Consider the following 3,520-nt stretch of genomic DNA (forward strand, 5'->3'; position numbering starts at 1 on the left):
GAACTGCTCAATATCACCAAAACGTCCTACGAGGCGTTCCTGCTGCACACCGAAACGGCGCTGCGCGACGCGCGCCCGCTGCTGCTGGCGGTCGACGAAGAAGCGGCCGATCCGGAAAAACTGGCCATGGATATGGCGCTGTTGCGCGCCGCGCCGGTCGTCGTGGTGCCGCTGCACAGCGAGTTTCACGCGCTGGAGGAAGCCGGCCACCGCTTCCTGATGGCTGATGACGGCGTCTACTTGGAGGTGCGCCGGCCGTGGCTGCACCTGATCCAGCGCCTGGCGGAGCAAAAAGCGGTGCGCATGCCGTTTGGCGCCATCAAGCCGAAAGTCGAATTCGCGTTTGGCAAGATCGGCAGTGCGCTCGAGGAGCTGCGCGCCTTCGGCGAAGTGGCGCGCCTGAAGTCGCCGATCGAGAGCGCAGCCAGCTTGATCTGGAATGACGAAACGCGCGAGTGGGCCTTGCGCTACCCGTTGCCGATCGGCGAACCGACCAGCGGCCACATCCAGTTCCAGCAGTTGTTGCTGGCAGAGCGCGAGCACCTGGCCATCGACTTGCACAGCCATGGCACGCATCCGGCGTTTTTCAGCGAGACCGACAACCTGGACGACGCCGGCAGCGTGAAAATTTCCGGCGTGTACGGCAACCTAGACCAGCAGCTGCCGACGGTCGCATTCCGACTGTGCGTGCTGGGCCTGTTCATGACGCTGGCGGTACCGGCCGACAAGATTTTCACGGCCGAACTGGCCGCCGCGTAGGAGCCATCGACATGCCCCACATTACTCCCGCGCATTTCCTGCAGCACCAGGTGATGATTCACCTGGTGGGCTGCGGCGGCAACGGCTCGCAAATGCTGACCGGCCTGGCGCGCCTGAACCACGCGCTGACGGCACTGGGCCACCCCGGCCTGAACGTGATCGCGTTCGACCCGGACACGGTCAGCGAGGCCAACATGGGCCGCCAGATGTTTGGCCAGTTCGACGTCGGATCGAGCAAGGCGATCGTGCTGGTCAGCCGCATCAACGCATTTTTCGGCCTGAATTGGGAGGCCCATTTCGGCCGATACGAAGCCGGCAAGGGCGCGCCCGACATGCTGATCGCGTGCGTCGACAGCGCCAAGTCGCGCTACGAAATCGCCAACGACCGCGCACTGCGCCATCCGAACAAGCCGTACTACCTGATGGACATTGGCAACCGCGCCGCCGACGGCCAAGTGCTGTTCGGCGAGCTGGCCAACGCCGACGGCAGCCCAGCTCACAAGGCGCCGCCCGGCAGCGCGCGCCTGCCCGATCCGTACCGCGTGCTGCCCGAGCTGGTCGACGTCCAGGCCATCGAGGACGACACGCCCAGCTGCGGCCTGGCCGAAGCGCTCGAGCGCCAGGAATTATTCATCAACCAGGCCGTCGTCACGCCGGCGCTGTCGATCCTTTGGGAATTTTTCCGGCATGGCCGCCTGACCTGGCACGGCGCCTTCGTCAACCTGCGCACCGGCAGTATGCGCCCGTTGCTGGTTAAAGAGCCGCCCCCGGTACCGGAAGCGCCCGAGACGGAACAACTGCGTGTGCAGGTGATGGCATGAGTAGGCACACCCCTGGGCTACTTTTCATGGCCGAGACATTCCAGGAGGAGGGCGGGCGTCCCGAGATTGTCATTCGAGGAATTGGAGGGCGCGCCGCCGTAGCGGTTGTCATGGACTTCGGCAATGCACCCGGAATGCAAGAAGCCAATGCGCAGCGCCTTACCACCTGCTGGAATGCCTGCCTTGGGTTACCGCAAGAAACGCTCGCTGGCGGATGGACGGCGGCCGGCATGAGCACCTACGCAAAAGGCCTGGAAGACAAGCTGCGCATGGCGCGCGAGCTACTGCTGGCCGTCAAGGTTATGAGCGATAAGGACGAAATTGCCGACCATGACGAAGGCATGCCGTGCACATCAACCGAATTCGATGAACTGATTGTGGGGATACGCAATTTCCTATGGGGGGATGCAACGTGAAAGAACGTCCGATGTTATTCAATGCGCAGATGGTGCGCGCACTGCTTGCCGGCAGCAAGACCCAGACACGGCGGATCATGATGCCACAGCCTACCCGGATCGGCGACACGTCGATTTTGGAATACCGCGGCGGCCTGTTCCAACCCGAAAAGCTGCCAACAAACAGCAACTTATTTAATCACTGTCCGCATGGCCTGCCCGGCGACCAAATTTGGGTACGCGAAACGCTCGGTCATCACGCAGATAAAGGGCACTACTACGCGGCCACTGGCATGCATGTAGGCCCCCTGCTCGATTACGAACTGGAGCCAACGCCATCTGTCGGCATGCCAGCGCGCACCATCCCGAGTATCCACATGCCGCGCTGGAGCAGCCGGATTCTGCTTGAGATCGTGTCGGTGCGCGTCGAGCGTCTAAATGACTGCAGCGATGTCGACGCAGGAGCTGAGGGTGTGGCGCCCGACGAGGTTCGGCAGATATCGGTATTCGGAGCCAATGCCGATGAGCGAGCTGCGATGTACCGGCGCGCCGCTATCGCGCCTTTCGAACGACTATGGAAATCCATTAACGGCGCCGGCAGCTGGGCAGCCAACCCGTGGGTGTGGGTGATCGAGTTCGAGCGGGTGGCGCCATGAAGCCGCTGCTTGCCTACGAGGTACGCGAGCCTGGTGAAGGTCACTGCGTTATCCGCTTTGCCACCAGCGGGGCCGCGGCGCGCCGTGAAGGAGCCAACGAACTGGACTGCGGCTTTAACGAGGTCGAGCACTGCCTCCGTAAGCCGGAGTTCGACCAGTACGCGCCCGGCCCTGTGCCGCACGCGGTGCTAATCGACCATGGCTGGTGGTTCGAATGCCACCACTGCAGCCGGCGCGTCAACTACGACATGCAGCAAGAAGCCGAGGATCAAGGTGAAGAGCACGAGCACCTGGAAGTTGTCACGGACGGCGATGCCGTCTACTGCAGCCAGAGCTGCGTAATGGGGGAGTTTGTCGAGTGGCGTGCGCAAAAGGCAGCCCAAGCGGCCCTGATCGAATTCTTTGCGATCAGGTATCCGGACTGCAAGATCGGCAGCATCTGGGTAAGCCGCGCGCCGCTGCAGGGGCCGGACAGACTAGGTCACGCCCAGGCGCTCCTCTATTTCAAATTTCCAGGGGCGCAGCATAACGCGACCTTTACGTTTGGCGAAGACTGCATGCGCATCTCACCTGATGACAGGCCAGCTTTCTACGCCTGGCGCGGCATCAAGATGCCCACCGCGGAGGCGGCATGACCAACAACGACGAAGTGCCGCACAACGAACGCAGCCCTGGTGCCGCGCGCGTAGCGGCGGCCCTGATCCTGATTTACGTGGCGGCGACCCTGGCGGGCGTCCTGGCCGCGACAACCTGAAAGGTGAATATGAGCAAGCTTATTGAATGGGCGCCGGTCGTGCGCGATGCTGAGGGCTGGTATAGGCATCCAGATATGCCAGAGTTCGATGAAGATCATGAGGCGGAATATCTCGCGTGGCTCACTGCCCAGGGC

The 3,520-nt window shown here is 62.6% G+C and carries 6 protein-coding genes; all 6 read left to right on the top strand.

Going from position 1 to position 3,520, the window contains the following annotated elements:
- On the top strand, nucleotides 1-759 hold a 759-nt coding region (locus tag AC0V2Y_RS28430), incomplete at its 5' end, for a PRTRC system protein A (RefSeq protein ID WP_475418464.1).
- 11 nt (nucleotides 760-770) lie between these two features.
- Nucleotides 771-1,580 (top strand): PRTRC system ThiF family protein, encoded by an 810-nt coding sequence (locus tag AC0V2Y_RS28435; protein ID WP_475417762.1) that lies wholly within the window; start codon nucleotides 771-773, stop codon nucleotides 1,578-1,580.
- Between the two features lie 26 nt (nucleotides 1,581-1,606).
- Entirely contained in the window at nucleotides 1,607-1,996 is a 390-nt protein-coding gene (locus tag AC0V2Y_RS28440; RefSeq protein WP_475417761.1) for a hypothetical protein, read from the top strand.
- Nucleotides 1,993-2,631: a hypothetical protein gene (locus AC0V2Y_RS28445; RefSeq protein ID WP_475417760.1), complete on the top strand. Its 639-nt coding sequence runs from the start codon at nucleotides 1,993-1,995 to the stop codon at nucleotides 2,629-2,631. Before AC0V2Y_RS28440 ends, AC0V2Y_RS28445 begins: the two co-directional genes overlap by 4 nt.
- Nucleotides 2,628-3,266 carry a hypothetical protein gene (locus AC0V2Y_RS28450; RefSeq protein ID WP_475417759.1) on the top strand — a complete coding sequence of 213 codons (639 nt, stop codon included), beginning with the start codon at nucleotides 2,628-2,630 and terminating at the stop codon, nucleotides 3,264-3,266. Before AC0V2Y_RS28445 ends, AC0V2Y_RS28450 begins: the two co-directional genes overlap by 4 nt.
- Nucleotides 3,263-3,385: a hypothetical protein gene (locus tag AC0V2Y_RS28455; RefSeq protein ID WP_475417758.1), complete on the top strand. Its 123-nt coding sequence runs from the start codon at nucleotides 3,263-3,265 to the stop codon at nucleotides 3,383-3,385. Before AC0V2Y_RS28450 ends, AC0V2Y_RS28455 begins: the two co-directional genes overlap by 4 nt.
- The last annotated feature ends 135 nt before the right edge of the window (nucleotides 3,386-3,520 follow it).

It is taken from the genome of Janthinobacterium sp. BHSEK (assembly GCF_056174685.1).

What these genes read in the sequence shown, in the direction of transcription:
- AC0V2Y_RS28450 (WP_475417759.1), top strand. Translation starts at nt 2,628, where the DNA reads ATGAAGCCGCTGCTTGCCTACGAGGTACGCGAGCCTGGTGAAGGTCAC.
- AC0V2Y_RS28440 (WP_475417761.1), top strand. Translation starts at nt 1,607, where the DNA reads ATGGCCGAGACATTCCAGGAGGAGGGCGGGCGTCCCGAGATTGTCATT.
- AC0V2Y_RS28435 (WP_475417762.1), top strand. Translation starts at nt 771, where the DNA reads ATGCCCCACATTACTCCCGCGCATTTCCTGCAGCACCAGGTGATGATT.
- AC0V2Y_RS28455 (WP_475417758.1), top strand. Translation starts at nt 3,263, where the DNA reads ATGACCAACAACGACGAAGTGCCGCACAACGAACGCAGCCCTGGTGCC.